This is a genomic window from Paraburkholderia rhizosphaerae (genome assembly GCF_004366595.1).
Taxonomy (GTDB): domain Bacteria; phylum Pseudomonadota; class Gammaproteobacteria; order Burkholderiales; family Burkholderiaceae; genus Paraburkholderia; species Paraburkholderia rhizosphaerae.
In genome coordinates, this window is record NZ_SORE01000017.1 from 131,934 (window position 1) to 146,825 (window position 14,892).

At 58.4% G+C, this 14,892-nt stretch carries 13 protein-coding genes and 1 pseudogene; 3 read left to right on the top strand and 11 right to left on the bottom strand.

Annotated elements, in window-relative coordinates; genetic code table 11:
• The first annotated feature begins 503 nt into the window (after positions 1 to 503).
• Positions 504 to 1,379, top strand: a complete 876-nt coding sequence (gene yghU, locus BX592_RS21795; RefSeq protein ID WP_134194388.1) for a glutathione-dependent disulfide-bond oxidoreductase — start codon at positions 504 to 506, stop codon at positions 1,377 to 1,379.
• Between the two features lie 93 nt (positions 1,380 to 1,472).
• On the opposite strand, the gene BX592_RS21800 is transcribed toward yghU, so the two are convergent.
• The 9 genes and pseudogenes from BX592_RS21800 to BX592_RS21835 all read right to left on the bottom strand — a co-directional run bounded on the left by BX592_RS21800 (position 1,473) and on the right by BX592_RS21835 (position 10,332).
• Complete coding sequence (locus BX592_RS21800) at positions 1,473 to 2,606, bottom strand: porin (RefSeq protein ID WP_134194390.1); 1,134 nt, start codon at positions 2,604 to 2,606, stop codon at positions 1,473 to 1,475.
• Between the two features lie 252 nt (positions 2,607 to 2,858).
• Entirely contained in the window at positions 2,859 to 3,701 is an 843-nt protein-coding gene (locus tag BX592_RS21805) for a tetratricopeptide repeat protein (protein ID WP_134194392.1), read from the bottom strand.
• A complete protein-coding gene (gene ku, locus BX592_RS21810) occupies positions 3,698 to 4,633 on the bottom strand; it encodes a non-homologous end joining protein Ku (RefSeq protein WP_134194394.1) in 936 nt (311 codons plus the stop codon). Before ku ends, BX592_RS21805 begins: the two co-directional genes overlap by 4 nt.
• Before the next feature lie 189 nt (positions 4,634 to 4,822).
• Positions 4,823 to 5,800, bottom strand: coding sequence for a zinc-binding dehydrogenase (locus BX592_RS21815; RefSeq protein WP_134194396.1), 978 nt, complete (start codon positions 5,798 to 5,800; stop codon positions 4,823 to 4,825).
• Between the two features lie 440 nt (positions 5,801 to 6,240).
• Entirely contained in the window at positions 6,241 to 6,372 is a 132-nt protein-coding gene (locus tag BX592_RS34880; protein WP_279589202.1) for a hypothetical protein, read from the bottom strand.
• A 109-nt stretch (positions 6,373 to 6,481) separates the two neighbouring features.
• A pseudogene (locus BX592_RS21820) lies at positions 6,482 to 6,690 on the bottom strand (citrate-proton symporter); the annotation flags it as partial.
• A gap of 181 nt (positions 6,691 to 6,871) precedes the next feature.
• Entirely contained in the window at positions 6,872 to 7,642 is a 771-nt protein-coding gene (locus tag BX592_RS21825) for an IclR family transcriptional regulator (protein ID WP_134194398.1), read from the bottom strand.
• 152 nt (positions 7,643 to 7,794) lie between these two features.
• The gene (locus BX592_RS21830; RefSeq protein WP_134194400.1) at positions 7,795 to 8,508 is read right to left on the bottom strand and encodes a response regulator transcription factor; all 714 of its coding nucleotides are present in this window, start codon (positions 8,506 to 8,508) and stop codon (positions 7,795 to 7,797) included.
• 222 nt (positions 8,509 to 8,730) lie between these two features.
• Positions 8,731 to 10,332 (bottom strand): sensor histidine kinase, encoded by a 1,602-nt coding sequence (locus BX592_RS21835; RefSeq protein ID WP_166676418.1) that lies wholly within the window; start codon positions 10,330 to 10,332, stop codon positions 8,731 to 8,733.
• 853 nt (positions 10,333 to 11,185) lie between these two features.
• On the opposite strand from BX592_RS21835, the gene BX592_RS21840 reads away from it, so the two are divergent.
• On the top strand, positions 11,186 to 12,007 hold the full coding sequence (locus tag BX592_RS21840; RefSeq protein WP_134194404.1) for an EAL domain-containing protein: 822 nt from the start codon (positions 11,186 to 11,188) through the stop codon (positions 12,005 to 12,007).
• A gap of 101 nt (positions 12,008 to 12,108) precedes the next feature.
• On the opposite strand, the gene BX592_RS21845 is transcribed toward BX592_RS21840, so the two are convergent.
• Positions 12,109 to 12,984: an alpha/beta fold hydrolase gene (locus tag BX592_RS21845; RefSeq protein WP_243849658.1), complete on the bottom strand. Its 876-nt coding sequence runs from the start codon at positions 12,982 to 12,984 to the stop codon at positions 12,109 to 12,111.
• A gap of 506 nt (positions 12,985 to 13,490) precedes the next feature.
• Here BX592_RS21845 and BX592_RS21850 point away from each other — a divergent pair.
• Positions 13,491 to 14,354, top strand: a complete 864-nt coding sequence (locus BX592_RS21850; protein ID WP_134194408.1) for a ligand-gated ion channel — start codon at positions 13,491 to 13,493, stop codon at positions 14,352 to 14,354.
• A 42-nt stretch (positions 14,355 to 14,396) separates the two neighbouring features.
• On the opposite strand, the gene BX592_RS21855 is transcribed toward BX592_RS21850, so the two are convergent.
• Entirely contained in the window at positions 14,397 to 14,846 is a 450-nt protein-coding gene (locus tag BX592_RS21855) for an ester cyclase (RefSeq protein WP_134194410.1), read from the bottom strand.
• Positions 14,847 to 14,892: the final 46 nt, after the last annotated feature.

Here is a 14,892-nt window from a genome sequence, read left to right on the forward strand (position 1 = left end):
ACGCCGCAACGGCGCGAAGGTGAGCGTTCGACTTTAGACAACAATCGACAGGATAGCCCGAATCGGACGGAACCGACCAAAAACTGGCCGCAACGTGCAACGCAAGGTCATCGCATCACGCCACACGAAAAAACGCACGGGCGAGGCCCGTGCGCGACAACAACAAAAGGCCAGAGGTATGGAGGGAGCCGTCCTTCTGTTGTGCCCCGGAGATTAGCGTAACGAGCGACCCGGATATACCCAATGTGCGTGAATTCACTTACCGACGGTCGCGAACAATCGGCAAACCGGTGGTTAGCTGCGGACGACAAAACCCGGTTCGTCCCGGCTTGATCGAATAGGGACGGGCCAAATAGATTATGCGTTCAATCTTTTCGCGGGGTTGGGAGCGGCGCGAATTGGCGCACCATGCGTTTTGATACGCCATGAGCTTTCAGCACGTTATGTGGCGATTTGCTAAGCTTGAACGACGTGCAATGCACAAAGTAAGGAGACTTAAAGCAATGACTCAATCATCCGGATATCAACCGCCTAAGGTCTGGGCATGGAACAAAAGCAACGGCGGCCAGTTCGCCAGCATCAACCGGCCTGTGTCGGGTCCCACGCATGACAAGCCGCTGCCGGTCGGGCGTCATCCGTTACAGCTTTACTCGCAGGGCACGCCAAACGGCGTAAAAGTCACCGTGATGCTGGAAGAACTGCTCGCACGCGGCCATCGCGGCGCCGAATACGATGCATGGCTCATCCGGATTGGCGATGGCGAACAGTTCGGTAGCGGCTTTGTCGACGTCAACCCGAATTCGAAGATTCCCGCGTTGGTGGATCGTAGTGGCGCGGCGCCGGTCCGCGTATTTGAATCCGGCGCGATTCTGCTATATCTGGCCGAGAAGTTCGGCGAGTTTCTGCCGACGGAAACGGCCAGGCGCGCTGAGTGTCTGTCGTGGCTGTTCTGGCAGATGGGCAGCGCGCCGTACCTTGGCGGCGGCTTCGGGCATTTCTACGCGTACGCGCCATCGAAGATGGAGTATCCGATCGACCGTTTCGCGATGGAAGTGAAGCGTCAACTCGACGTGCTCGACAAGCAGCTTGCAAAGCATGAGTTCGTCGCGGGAGACGAATACACGATCGCCGATATCGCGATCTGGCCGTGGTACGGCGGCCTCGTCAAAGGCAGGCTCTACGATTCGGCCGAATTTCTCTCGGTGCAGGACTATCGGCACGTGCAGCGCTGGGCCGAGGCGATCGACAAGCGTCCGGCCGTGCAGCGCGGGCGTATGGTGAACCGGACTTCGGGCGAGCCGTCCAGCCAGTTGCTCGAACGTCACGACGCGACCGACTTCGAGACGCGCACGCAGGACAAGTTGTCCGCGCAAGCATAATACGCGACCGGGTGACGCGCGAGCGACCCCGCAAACGTACGCGCGGCCCATAGGCCGCGCGTACTGTACAAGCTTTAGACAGGCGTAGTGCGATCAGAAGCGCGTGCGCATACCGATCGTCGCCGCAACCTGATTGCCGGTCGACGATTGGGCCAGGCCATTGATAAACGCGCCTTCGAACGCCGTGCCGTCGGCGCCATACGCGTGCTGATAGACGCCTTCAACGTAGACGTCCGTGCGCTTGCTGAACGAATAATCCGCCATCAGCGTGACCTGATGCCACTTCGGATCGGCCGAGCCGGTCGATCCGCTGAACGCGCCCTGCGTGAACGTGTATGCGCCGGCGAGAGAAATTGCAGGCGTCACCGCATAGTGCACGTTGACTTCGTAGTTGTCGAAGTGCAGCGAGTCGAACGATTGCTGGATCACCGAGTTCGCGCCAGGCTGCGTATTGTCGAACAGCGAATGCGTCCACAGCAGGCCCACGACAGCCGGTCCGAACGTATAGTTGCCGCCCACGCCCATCACGCGCTGACGCGCAGCCGGGAAATTGACGAAGTCGTTGTTCGACACCGCGCCGCTCGAGCTTAGCGAACCGTTGTTCAGCTGCAGGTAGGCCGCCGCCAGATTGATCGGGCCGATGCTGTACGTCAAGCCGAAGCTATACGCGCGATTGTCCGCAAAGCCGCCGGCAGCATTGCTGAAGCCATACAACGCTTCTGCCTGCACGCCGCGATAGGTCGGGCTCACATACTTGACAGAGTTGTTGATATAGAACGAGTCATCGACGTTGTCGTTATCGAACGGGTGCGCGGCAAGGTTGTTGCCGTCGCCGTTGTTCGCGAGCGCGATCGGGCCGAGATCGTCGACCACGGAGTCGTACTGGCGTCCGAGCGTGATCGTGCCGAACTGGTCATGCTGAATACCGACATACGCCTGACGGCCGAACATCGTGTTCGCGTAAGTGGTTTTGCCGTTCTGGATATTGAAACCGTTTTCGAGCTTGAAGATCGCGTGCAGGTTGCTGCCGAGGTCTTCACTGCCCTTCAAGCCCCAGACTTCGTTCGACAGCATGCTGCTTTGTACTTGCCACGCGCTGCTGCCACCCTGGTTGTTCGTATAGACGATACCAGTGTCGATCAATCCATAGAGCGTGACGCTGCTTTGAGCGTGCGCGGCCGCGGCAAAGGCGAACAGAGCGGCGGCGCCGATAATCTTCTTTTTCACTTAATCCCCAACAGAAAATCAAGCCGGGCGGGCGTAGCCGGGTATAGACAACACACAACCCGGGTAACGCTGGGCTTGCTTGACAAGCGTGTTCAACGAAAAGGCCATGTCCAACCGCGAGAGCGTAGGCCGTTCCCTATGAGGTCCGCTTCGATACCTATAGCCCGACGATTCTATGAAGATCGTATTTGCGGTGCATCAAAAGAGTTTCACGGTTTTTGCAAAGATTCTATAAACGGCGGTAATCCATTTTTAGCTGCTTAGCTTGCGATAAGCGCTCATATGCCTGACCAAGCCTTGCTGGTCGCCAAGCTGTTCCTTGATCAGCGCGAGATTGTGATGCGCGTCGGCGTAACGCGGGTTGATTTCCAGGCAGCGCGCGTAGCTCCGTTCGGCTTCGGCCAGCCGGCCAAGCAGTTCGAGCGCGACCGCGCGATTGAAATGCAAAACCGCGTCTTCAGGAAAATGCTCAAGCGCTTCGTCAAACACGGATAGCGCATCGTCAAAGCGCGAATCGTTCTCGCACAGCAGCGCACCCAGGTCTACATACGCGCTATAAAAAGGCATTGGTGAAATCGCGAGCGCCTTGCGATAGGCCTGCTCGGCGCCGGTTGCATCGGCATCTTCCGCCATCTGGTCGGCCAGCGCGTACCAGTCGTCGGCCTGCTTGCGCGCGTCCTTTTTTGCCGACGACGCATCCAGAAAGACAACGTCGCCTTTTATATCCGCAACTTCGAAATCGAATGCAAGCTGCCCGGTATTCGCGTCCCACTGCGACGGACCGGTCCTGACCATGATCGTGTTGCCCATCGCGCTCACGCGTATGCCGGAAAGCGGGATCTCGTCGGGAAGTTGCGCACGCAAGCGGGCAAGCGCCGCGAGGATCTTGCGCGACGAGATGCGCGCTGACTGCAGCTGAAAGGCGGTGCGCAGCAACACCACGTCCTGAAACGTAAAGCGCAGTTCGTTACGCGACCCGCGCGCCGGCGTCACAAAGCCGGCGTCGATCAGACCGGCGAGCACGCTGCGCGACACGCCGAGCAATGACTGAAGCTTGCGTACCGAGATGTCGTGGCGATCGCTCTTATGCTTCACTTGCGGGCGCGAACCTTGGCAGGCGCGGCAGCTGGCGCTTTCTCCGCGCGCTGTGCAGGTTTCCTGGTTCGCGGCGCGGGCATCTCGGCCACCTCGGCTGCTTCCGTTGCCTCTTCCTTCGCTTTGCGCGCGGTGGGCTTTTGACGTGCGCCGCCACCGCCCTTCGACAAACTCGCGCGCAACGCCTCCATCAGATCGATCACCTGGCCAGTTGACTCGCTTTCGACGGGTTCGTTCGACACGATTTCCTTGCCTTCGATTTTCCGGTCGATCGCGGCTAGAATGCGCTTCTTCTCTTCGTTTTCGTAGGCGGCCGGGTCGTATGATTCTTCGGTGCCTTGCTCGATGATTTGCAGCGCGAGCTTGAGTTCCGCAGCCGATACCGGAACATGCTCGATATGCAAATCGGCAAGCGAGCGCACTTCGTCGGCAAATAACAGTTGCTGGAAAATCAGGCCATCCGGTGTAGGCCGAATCAGCACGATATGCGTCTTGCCCTTCGACGCCCATTTCGCCAGCGCGCCCCGTTCACTTTCGATCAACGCCTGCTGCAGCAGGCTATAAGGCTTGCCGCCGCGTTTGTCCGGCGCGATGAAATAGGCCTTGTCGTAGTAAATCGGATCGACCGACTTCTCCGGAATAAACGCGACGATCTCGACGACGTGGCTTGCGCTATCTTCGAGCGCCTTCAGTTCATCCGGCGCAAACACAACGAAGCGGTCCTTTTCGAACTCGTAGCCTTTCTTCATTGCGCTACGTTCGACCACCTCGCCGCTCGTTTCCGAAATGTATTGCTGCCTGACCCGGGAACCGTCCGGCGCGAGCAGATTAAAGCGGACGTCCGATGCACTCTCGGTTGCCGAGTACAGCTTGACGGGTATCGACACGAGACCAAACGACAGAGAAAGCGATGCGATCGAGCGCGCAGGCATGGGCTTCTCCTCATGAGCCGGCGCGAGCGCACCGGCTTCAGCAGCAACACCGGGCCGCCAGGCGGCGGCCGGTTGCAGTTCGGCCCCATTTTTTGCGGGCGCTTTTCAAAGGATAGCACTGCTGCTACAGCGATGATCGGACAAATGCGGCTGGTGCGGTTACAACGGCCGTGCTCAAATTAGCCGCGCTCACTCGTCGTGCACGACTACCATCTTGCCTTTCGCTTCGCCGGCTTCCATGATCCGGTGCGTCTGCGGAACCTCGTCGAAGCGGAACACGCGCCACGGTTTCGCCGCAAACTTACCGGCCTCGACATCGGCGGCAATCGCTTGCAGCGGGACATCCGAAAACGGGAAGCCCGGCGTACCGAACACAAAGCTGCCAAAGAACGTCAGATCCACACCGCTCGGCATTTGCAGCAACGGGTTGAAATCCGCGATTGGCGCGAGGCCGCCCAGCCAGCCGGCCAGACAGACTTTGCCGTCACGCCGCACCATGTCCAACGAATCGAGCATCGTGCTGTTGCCGACCAGGTCCAGCACGGCATCGAGTTCCTTGCGCTGCGCAATATGCTTCGACAAATCCGGTCGCTCGATTTCACAACGGCTAACACCATGCGCAGTCAGTTTCGCAAAGCTTGCTTCGCTGCTCGACGTGCCGATCACCTTCACACCCGCGTTCACCGCGAGATTGACCGCTGCCAGCCCCAACGCTGACGACGCGCCACGAATCACAATGGTCTGGCCACGTTGAATTTTCAGGTTACGGAACAGCGCGGTCCACGCGGTGGCATACGATTGCGGAATCGCAGCGAGCTCGGCCCATGGCAGATTCGATTCGATCGACACGACGTTGCTCACCTTCGCACGCGTGTACTCGGCATAGCTGCCGTTGATCGTGCGGCCGAGGCCGCCCATCATCGTCGCCACCTTCGTGCCCACCGCGAACTCGCCGCCCGGGCATGAGTCGACGATACCCACGCACTCGATGCCGCTCACCGGCGCCGATTCGGCCCACTCGCCGCGACGCATATGCATCTCAGCGTGGTTGATGCCGAATGCCTTGATTTTGATAACGACAGTTCCTTGCTGCGGCTCCGGCTTCGGGATGTCCTTGTACACCAGTGCTTCGAGGCCACCAAAACCATCTAGAACAATCGCTTTCACGTCACGCTCCTATTGCAGGTTCAATTGACTGACTACGCCGACTCAAGTCTCGAATCACTCATTCGACGAAACGCTTGCTTGAAGTCGACCGCCTGACCCGCATCATAGTCATCCTACGTAACTTGTCAAAGTTGTTTTTACTGGTTACTCAGCGTCAGTGGATGGAGGGCGAGCGATCCGATGCAGATCGGGCGAGCCGGGTCCGGCAATCGCTTGCCACGCGTCATGCACGCCAATCAAGGCGCTCCGACGCAAACGCCCACGGCAACCAGGCCTGCATGAGCATCGGGTCCGGATTTCAGTATCTCGGCCCGCAAAACAATCCGGCACTGAGTCCACCTTTGCCTCTATCGAAATCAATTCGCAAGGAAACCGCATGAACGATCGCGCGCCGCGACGGTGACAACTCGAAGCCTGAAAACCCATGTCAGCGTTAACCCTTATTTATCATCGGTGCAATCCCCCGGCGTGAACCCGCCGAATACCGCCTGCGCGACGCTCCAGATCAGCGAAAAGCCGGTGCTGCGAATAGGCGCAGGCATGATCTCCGTCAGCGCGACGACCATTTGCATGACCGCGCCACCGATCGTGCGGCGATGGTCAAGCAGCGATTGAAGGATCTGTCGCCGGGAAGGTTTCGTTTTGCGCGCTTCGAATACACCGGTTTCACGCAACCGGCGGCGCATCGCCGGGCACACAGGTAATCATCAGCAGCCGATCGCCATCAATCCGAGCTTCAGCAGCAAGCCCTTGCGCCGCCCTTTTCGATCGACATAGCCGCCGAGCACTAGCGCACCAATCGATCTCATCAGAAAGCCGACGCCAAATGTTGCGAGCGACAGCAATAGCGAAACAAATTCGTTGCCGCGCGGAAACAGTGCATGCGCGATGGTGTGCAGTGATCGCACAAATGTGTAAACCCAAATTTCGTTGTTAACGTCCTATCTTATAGGACACGAAAATGACCGAAGCGAAGGCTTCGACTCGAACCCGGAGGTTGTCGGTATCGCGAAGGAAAACTTGAGGAAAACGCAGAATTGTCATCGTCGCGCTTCAGCGACGTGCGCGGCATTACAAGCCGGTACTGAAGTACGCGCGTCTGAACCCCATCGAACGCGAAACCTGTGCGCCCGCTTTCAGCACTTCGGGCATGAGCGCTTTCATGCGTTTGGGACTCAACCGGTCTAGCGGCCCCGATATGCCGATGGCCGCGACCGCGACGCCCAGCCCGTCGAAAACCGGCGCGGCAAGCCCGCCCACCGAGTCACGCCATTCGCCGCGATTGACCGCACATCCGCACCGTCCGATCCTGCGCAATTCGTCCTGCAATATCGCGCGATCGGTGATCGTCACCAGCGTGTGTTCGTGCAGATTGCGCACCTTGCGATCGAGGTAATCCGCGGCCTGGAATGCGAGCAGCGCTTTGCCGGTGGCGACGCAATGGGCCGGCGCACGGCCGCCTACCACCGAATACGCGCGCACCGGTTGCGGACTATCGATCTTGTCGATGTAGATCACCGCATCGCCGTCCAGCACGGACAGATGCACGGTCTCCTCGGTAAGGTCGGCGAGCTGGCGCATCACCGGCGTCGCCTGGTGCCGCACATCGAGCCGTGAAATCTGCATCGTGCCGAGTTCGAATAGCTTTAGCGTGCTTCGATAAACGCCGCTGGATTCGTCGCGGACCGCATAGCCCGCATGCGCGAGCGTCTGTAGCGTGCGATGCGCGTTACTTTTAGTGAGTCCAAGCCGGATTGCCAGCGCCTGAATGGTCAAAGGCTCGCCGTTTAGCGCGGCAAGCGCTTCGAGAACCATGAGCCCTTTCAGTAGTGTCTTGTCCATGCTCCAGTGGCCGCTGACTGGAAGGCGACATTCTTGCACAGGCTCATGCGTGTGCTTTTCGCCAACCGATCGATGAGTATCGGGTTTAGTTCGGAATATGACGCTTGATCAGCGCTATAGCAGCGCGTCTAATCTTATTGAGCGGAACGCGCTTACATGCAGGGCTCGCTTTCGACGCCGGACTTCACCAGATCCAGCCGGTACCCAAGCGTGTAAATGGACGATAGGCGCAAGCCATTCTCCGGGCTCAGTTTCAGTTTCTGCCGGATTCTATAGATGTGTGTGTCAAGCGAGCGCGACTCGACACTCAGTTCCCGCCCCCACGCGGTCATCGCCAGCAGATCCCGCGAAAGGATTTTGCCGAGATGACTGAATAGCGCCGAAACGAGTTGAAACTCCTTGGTCGTCAGATCGATCTTGCCGCCTCGCAACGTCACGCAACGCTCGAGCGGATCGAGCACATAGTCGCCAACACTGATCGGCTCGTCATGCATCGCTGTTCGCGCGACACGGCGCAACAGCGCCTTCACGCGCGCGGCCAGTTCTTCTGCACGAAACGGTTTGACCATGTAGTCGTCCGCGCCCGCATCGAGCGCTCTAACGACATCGACTTCGTGAACGCGGCTCGTCAGAAACAGCACGCCGTATTTCACATTGGAGCGAGCGCGAATCCAGTGCAGCACTTCAATGCCGCTCATTCTTGGTAAATGCCAATCGAGCACAACCGCATCGATCGGCTCGGATCGCAGGCAGCGCACCGCCCGCTCGCCATCGTCGACGATCGTGAGCGTGTGACTCAGTGAACTCAATGCATTCGATACCGCTTCCGCCTGGAGCGGATCGTCCTCGACAACAAGAATACGCATGTGTGGCCCCCGAGCATTGTGACCTTTTTATGTCCGACTCACATACAGTTGAAGCTTTCGCCGATCGCGCAAACGTTTGCGAGATCGGCTGTGTCGACACAACGAATGATGCTAGAGGACAAACTATAAATATGTTTGAACTTTTGTGAACTGTTTGATCGCACGTCAGCGCAAATAAATGCGCTTTGCATGCGGCGATCCGGATCACATAGCGAAGCCGGTTCAACCGGTTCCGGTTAGCTTAGGCAGGAATACCATGAATGTTGTCCCTTGACCTGGCACAGAGTTCACCTGCATTTCCCCGCCAAGCGAATCAACGACCGTTTTGACGAAGGCCAGTCCCAAGCCATGGCCGAAACGCGACGACTTTTCATCGAGTTGGCTGAATTCGTGAAAGAGCGCTTTCTTTTGCTGATCCGTGATGCCAACGCCTTGATCGATCACCGAGATCTTCAGGTGTCGGTCCGTCTCCGCAAGTTGCACGTCGACCGTCGAATATCGTGGGCTGAACTTGATCGCATTACCGATCAGATTCGCAAACGCACGCCGCAACAGCTGAACATCGGCGATGGTGCTTTTTCCCGGTTCCGCAGCGAGGTTGACGCTGGTCGCTCTCGCGGTCGCCTGCGGCCATAGGTCATCGATCGCGTCGCCCAGGACAAGAGCGGGGTCCACCTGGGTCAGTTTCGGCGGCAAGCTTTCCGCGCGTGCCAGAAACAGGAAATCGTCCGCCAGACTGAGCGCTGTGGTCGCGTATTGACCCACCAGCGTAGCAAACTGACTGGCGGTAAAGCGCGGCGGGTCCTGCTGCATCTGCTCGACGAGCGCCAGGATCGCGGCCTGCGGCGAGCGCATATCGTGCGACAGGAAGCGCAGCGCGGTATCGCGTTGGCGTTCCGCCTTGCGTACCGATGAAACGTCAGCCAGATGAAAAATCAACGCGCCATCGCGACCCGCGGACGGCTTGATTTGCGCGCATTTGATCAATAACGAGCGCCCGCCTCGCGCATTCGCGATCTCGATGCCTTGCGCGAACATCGAGTCGCTATAAGCAGGCGGGTCCTCGTCGCCGGACCACAGCGCAAACAACGCCATGGCCTGCGACGCAAACTCGATGGCCCGATGCGATGCGGTGATTTCGAAGAGCACGTCCGATACGGGTCGACCCGCCGGCGACAGATGTTCAATGCGCGGAAGCCCGGAACTTTGACACAACGCATTGACGCGCTCGTTCGCGAGAATGACTTCTCCTGCAGGCGTCGTAACCAGCGTGGCCGCGGGCAAGCTGTCGACCCATTCGGAAATAAATTCGCGATGGCGGCGTACCCGGTCGAACAGAGACGCTGCGGCCGTCAGCCGGGTCTGGATCGGATCGCACAAGAACTTCGCAGGTCCAGGTTCATCCGGTAGAGACGGCTCCGTCGCCCCCTTCATCACTTCGATCGACAGGAAAGTCAGTAAGGCTTCCTGACGTCGCCACGACCAAAGCGGATAGGCCATCATGCAAGCGAAAATGCCCGCGCACGGCGATACGAATAGTTGCCCGTATCTCAACATCGCGATCGACGCGACCGCGATCGCTCCCGACATCACGACCGATGCGAGAAGGCCCGCACGAGGGCCGAGAAGATAGAGCAACAGACAGATCAACGGCACCACGCCGACGCTGAACAGCAACTGGTACGCGAAGCTCGCGGGCTGAGCCGGCATCGCTGAACCCGACACGCTGTCCAGGAACAGCAGGTCCGCACGATGCAGAAGTGGAGTCGCGATGATGCACGCGCACAACACCGTCAGTGCCGCAGTCAGCCAGATGCAATCCAATGCCAGATCCGGATATTTTCGCGTCAATGGCGGTATGCCGGTACCCGATCGCTCACGTGAAAAATCGCCGCGAAAATATGAAGCCTTTTCCCATATGTTACCTATTCCCTGCCTTATTCGATCAATTGCCATTTATTCTTAAATATTATAATTGCCTTTCACTTTTGATATGGAATAGACTTCGTCCCATAGCTTAATTATCCGTCACGCTGCGTGTTCATTTCCCGGGCGGGCGTCTGTTCCCTGGCCACGCTATCCTCCGTTGCTTTGCAGTCCATTGTGACGGCTCTACCGTATGACAACCTCGTGACCCGGCGCGGATTCGTCAGACCATTGCACGTACCATACCGGAATCAAACAGCATCCAAATGTCAACAATTGTCACGAAACGGTGTGAGTGGCACCAGAAGCATCGTTTCGCCGGGGTGCGCGGGTTTTTTTCAGCCCTTTTACGTGTAAAATGCGCAAAACCAGCCGTACTCTGCGCGACGAATGTGAACTTTTTTCACTCAATTCGAATTGGCCGGCTTTTGGTTTTTTCACATCGCTACCGCAACAGCGAGAGTTTGCGGTCGTGGGAAATTCAAAAGCACGAACGAATGCTTTTTCACATAAATCGACTTTGGAACACGATAAAAATAGTGCTCCAGGATAATCGCCGCGCGCTGAATGACGAGAATAGTTTCACGAATTAACTCTCTTGACTTGCAGGCAGCAACCTTCTATATAGAACGGGACGCCGCAAACAGTCATATAAGAAACCTGCGCCGCCTCTGGCATCACGCGTCCGCTCTCTGGCCACAACGTACGGTTCGCCGCGCACACTAACTGCATCAGAGGAAGCGGAACGCCAATGCGACACACTTCACCATTACAAAACACGTCCACTCTGATCAGCGACGCCGAACGCGGCCTCGGTCAGGACGAGTTTTTTTTCGTCCTTCAGCCGAAGCTAAGGCTGCAGGAAAACCGACTGTCGGGCTTCGAGTCCCTGATCCGGTGGCGGCATCCGGAAGGCGGCGTGCTCGAGCCAGCTTACTTCCTTAGCGTCGTCGAAGATTCCGCCCTTGCGGGAAGGTTTACCGATCTGCTGATTGCCCGAGCGGCAAACACCCTTGTGCGATGGAAGCTGGCCGGCCGTGGAGATCTGTCTCTCGCAATCAATCTGTCGGCGCTGGAACTCGGCCGTAAAGATCTACCCGGCCGGCTCAACGCGCTGTTCGCATCGCTTGGCGTCGACCCGGGCGCATTCGAAATCGAACTGACCGGCGTCGTGCATCCTGATCAGCTCGACTGGCTGGTCGATGTGATTCAGGCCGTGCAGGCGGTCGGGGTGCACGTCGCACTGGACGACGTCGGCGCCGGCTTCAACTCGCTGACGCTGCTTCAGCAGTTACCGGTCAATATCGTGAAGTTCGATCGCTCGTTGATTCGTCAGGTAACGGTCAATGAGGAATCGAGACGAATGGTGGAGACGCTCGTGCGTCTCGCGCAAAACCACGGAAAGCGGATCGTTCTGACCGGGCTCGAAACGTCGGAACAGTTCGCGTGGGCGAAAACACTGCCCGACATCGAAGGTCAGGGCTTTTTTATTTCCGAGCCCATCGATGAAGCGGAGATCGACGACGTCTTTTTTCGTCCCGCGAACGGGTACCAGACGATGTCGGGCAGATAAAAGCGTCGTGTGAGCGGGGACGCGAAACAGCCTCAACCCATTCTTTGTTGAACTGACGACAACGCCGTGTGTTCGCTCACGCGCCACACGGCGGGGCTCGACTAAACCGCGTCCTTCAGAAAACCGCGAACCAACTCGATGGTCGCCTGCGGATTTTCCTCCATCACCCAATGCCCGGAGTCGGGCAATACGCTTTCGTGCACATCGGTCGCGGCGGCCCGCATCACCGCTGCCATCGTCGTGCCGAACGACTTCTCGCCGCCCACTGCCAGCACCGGCATGCGCAGCCGCGCACCGGTGGCGAGCCATGCGCGATTGTCATCGGCGTCCTGGTCGAACGCGGCAAATTGCGCGAACCCGGAATGCATCGCGCCTGGCAGCGCATACAGTTGCGCGTAGTGCGCGCGCGCCGCTTCGTCGAACCGGTCCGGTTGCGCGGAGAATTCATTCCAGAAGCGATCGAGATAGATGCGCTCGCGACCCGCGACCAGCCTTTCCATATCAGGGCCGCCAAAGCGGAAATGCCACAACATCGGGCTCTTCAGGATCTCCTCCCACGGACCCAAGCCTGGAACCGGTGCGTCGATCATCACGAGGCGACGGATCCGCTCGGGATACTGCACGGCAAACTGGAAAGCGACCATATTGCCGATGTCATGTGCGACAAGGTCGATTGTTCCGGCATGGAGGGCGTCGAGAATGCCCGCGATATCGCCGGCCTGAGTCTTCTTGTCGAAGCCGCCGGCGGGTTTGGCGGACAGGCCCAGGCCTCTTAGGTCCGGGACGATCACCTGATGGTCTTCGGCAAGGTCGGCGGCCATCGGCGCCCACATATCGCCGGTCTCCGCATAGCCGTGCAGCAGCACGACTGCCGGCCCTTCGCCGCCAGTCCGGACATGCAGGATCGTTCCGTTGGTCGGAACGTCCTGAATACCGAAGTTGGGCGGAAACGTGTGTGCTTTTGTTTGACGGGACACGGACACAGCTACCTCCAGCGAATGGAATGGATTCAGGATCGCCCTACACGATATCGACGCGCAACATCGAAGTCCTTAGCCGCGCCTTAAAAGTCCTGAAGAGGCCTTAACGGCAGCGGTCGCGCGGTGGGCACGGTCGAGCGTAGTTGAGCATACCGTACCGTACATCCACTTGCGGATTGGATAAGCGGTACACGCCGTTCGATTGCAGATCTTTGAATCGCGTGCGATCGCGTATCCGGCACACGAATCGAAGTGCTAACACTGACTGTGCTCCATGACACAGAGCCCGCTCGACTCATGGAGCATGATGAGCGGTTGACATACGTATCCGAACCCTTTGCATCACTGAAGAGGAAAATCGTGCGATGAATCTGCCGCGCCCGCGCTTACTGTCGAGTAGATTCGCGTACTGCGCGTGCGTATGGTTTGCCCTGCTTCTTCTGCTGCCTTCTGTCGCACTGTGCGAGGTGTCGAAAGCGCGACCCGAGCACTTCAAAATAGGCATGTTCGTCACGTCGATCTATTCGGTCGACACCGCTCAAGGCACGTATGCAGCCGATCTGTGGATATGGAGCGTCGGACACTCGCCGACGAAGAACCCACTCCATACGATGGAGTTCGTCGATTCGAACGGCGTGCTCCGGCGACTCGAAAGCACCACGCAACGCGGCGACCTGTACTGGCGGCAAATCAAGATTATCGGCACGTTCAGACAGGACTGGGATTTACGACGGTTTCCGTTCGACGAGCAGGTTTTGCATTTGACCGTCGAAGAAGGCGTCGACGACACGTCGACGCTGCTGTATGTAGCGGACGCCGACAACACCGGCTATCTGCCGAGCGCGAACCCGCAGGGGTGGCACATCGCCAGCCAGAAGATCGAAGCCGGAACCTCGCACTATGCAACGAGGTTCGGCGATCCGGCGGGCGGCAGCGGCGGCTCCGATTACACGAATATGCAGCTGACAATTACGTTGCAGCGCGCCAGCATCGCGACGTTCCTGAACCTCGCCGCGCCGCTCTATGCAGCGTTTCTGTTGTGCACGGTCAGTTTTCTGCTTCACAAGGACGGACGGCCGCTGGTCGAATCGCGCATGACGTTATTGGCGGGGGCGCTATTTGCTGTCGTGCTGAATTTCCGGGCGGTCAGCAACGTCCTCGGCAACGAACACCATTTGACGATTGTCGATCGGCTGAACATCCTCGTGCTGATCGAAATCGTGTTTGCCACGATTGTCACGATTACGGCGGCCATCACGACCAACAGGGGAAAAGCGTTCTCGCTGCACCTCGAATATATTTGCGGCGCCGTCGTTGCACTAACGTTCGTCGCGTTCAATCTGTTTCTGATCATCGGCGCCGTTTGATCGACGGTCCGGCACCGCCCACGCAGACTCGCAAGCGAACGCTCAAACCATTTTGATCAACCCCAGTTGCGCAAGGGCTGTCACACCGTCGTCAAGCCCGCGCTCCTCGAGGATCTTGCCGTCCTTCAGGTGCAACACCGTCGTGCCGGTAAAGTGCATCTTGCGTCCCGTTGCAGCCGGCAGCGAGCCCGCGAGGAAGTCGCTGAACGCGTTGCCCGCATGCGTGCCCCCGCCCTCCCACTGACCGACGACGTAGTCGCCCTCCGCGATGAGGTCGGCGACGCCCCAAAAGTTCAGGTCCGGGAAAGCCGCGCGAAAGTTCGTCATAAACGCTTTGATGTCTTCATGGCCGCGACGCGGCTCGTGTAGCGAATACTTGAGCAGCATGTCCGGCGCAGCGATCTCGTCGACGATGCTCAGGTCGCACTTTTCGCCCCAGAAACTCGCAAACCACCGGGCAACGATCGCCTTGTTTTCATCTTGCTTCGACATGTTCGACTCCTTGATGAACGTGCATCAAGCGAAGCGGGATTACTCC